Raw genomic sequence first — 1,624 nt, forward strand, 5'->3', positions numbered from 1 at the left:
CGGCGGCGGATGGCTTGAGGTGCAAGATAAACTTTAGCTTTGACACGCCGGTCACTCCGCCGCTTTCAGCTGCGCGAGGGCTTGCTGGCGCTTTGCGATGACCACCGGATCCTTGGTAAAATCCGTCTTCCGGCCAGGCTTCGTGCCGCGCTTCTGGTAGCCATTGCTCTGGCTGCCGTCGCGAATGCCGAACATATGGTCCGTCTGGCCGGTGCGGCGCGGCCCGCCCTTGCTGCGCTGTTGCTCTCGTCCGGCCTGCATCTCGGCGACCAGCGCCAGCATGTCATCCAGGCGCTTGTTCTCAACCACCTCGGAGCGGTGCACCGAGCGCAGCGTGTCGAAGGTTCTGTAGGGCAGAGTGGCTTCCCCGTCTGTGATCTCCAGGCGTCCGTCGGGATAGTCGCAAACGACAACCTTCTTACCCGCCAGCGCCGCTGCGCGATCTGTCGGATCGAGGATGAACATCACCTTGTCATAGCGCAGCGTCAACGAATTCGACAGCTTGCGGATCTCCTTGCGGCACATGGCGCCATCGAGGTTCTCATGCGCGGCAAACGGCCGATGCATGTCCTTCGGATTGCGCGGCGCCTTGCCAAAGCGACGATTGAAGTCGGCCATGAACTCCGGCGCATAGGCATTGGCCGCCGCGATCGTATCGATGCCGCGCAACCGCAGTTCCTTGACGAGGCGATCCTGCAGCGTCTGGTTGGCGCGCTCGACGCGGCCTTTGGCCTGCGGGGTATTGGCGCAGATGATGTCGATGTTGAGCTCGTAAAGGGCCCGGCCGAACTGCGTCAGGCCACTGGTTCTGTCCTTCTTGGAAGCATGGGTGGTGCGGAAGATGCCATGCTTGTCGCTGTAGAAGGCAATCGGCTTGCCCCATTGCTGCAAATAGGCCTTCGTCGCGTGCAGATAGTCGAAGGTGTTCTCCGAGCCCGCAAAGCGTAAGTGCAACAGCTTGCCGGTGGCATCGTCGATATAGACGAGCAGGGCGCATTTGGGACCGCGGTTCTCGAACCACCAATGAAGCGAGCCATCGATCTGGACGAGTTCGCCGAAACAATCGCGCCGGCCGCGCGGCTGGAAGACGCGCTTCTTGCGCTCGCGTCGCGACACCCAGATGCCGGCTTCCATCATCCACTGACGCAGCGTCTCCTTGCTGACGGCAATCCGGTGGCGTTCGAGCAGCTTCTCAGCCGCCAGGGTTGGTCCGAAATCCGCATAATGCTCACGCACCAGGTCGAGCACCAGGTTGCGGAAATCCTCGCTATGACGCCGGTTGCTCGGCCGGCCGCGCTTCTTCGAGACCAGCCCGTCGGCGCCGGCCAGGTCATAGGCCTGCAGCAGCCGATGCACCTGACTGCGGCTGAGGCCGAGCAGTTCGGCCGCCTGGACGACGCTCAGGCTGCGGCCGCGAATCCGCTGGATCAGTTCAAGACGATGCAATTCCTTCTGCGACATGGTGATCAAACAAGACATGACGACTCCGAACGCTCATGGTCTCAGCCACGCTTCACGTCGCCAGTCTTCCTTCCAAACGTTGACGTTTGACCAGCATCCCAAGCGGCGACGACTGTCGCATCTCTAACTGGCTCATATGTCGCATCTCTAAACGGCCGCTACA

At 61.5% G+C, this 1,624-nt stretch carries 1 protein-coding gene; it reads right to left on the reverse strand.

All coding sequences use genetic code 11. From position 1 onward, the window contains the following. Nucleotides 1–51: 51 nt before the first annotated feature. Nucleotides 52–1,479 (reverse strand): ISNCY family transposase, encoded by a 1,428-nt coding sequence (locus tag CN933_RS31170; RefSeq protein WP_015241193.1) that lies wholly within the window; start codon nt 1,477–1,479, stop codon nt 52–54. Nucleotides 1,480–1,624: the final 145 nt, after the last annotated feature.

The organism is Sinorhizobium sp. M4_45 (assembly GCF_002885915.1).
GTDB classification, from domain to species: domain Bacteria; phylum Pseudomonadota; class Alphaproteobacteria; order Rhizobiales; family Rhizobiaceae; genus Sinorhizobium; species Sinorhizobium meliloti_A.

What these genes read in the sequence shown, in the direction of transcription:
- CN933_RS31170 (WP_015241193.1), bottom strand. Translation starts at nt 1,479, where the DNA reads ATGTCTTGTTTGATCACCATGTCGCAGAAGGAATTGCATCGTCTTGAA.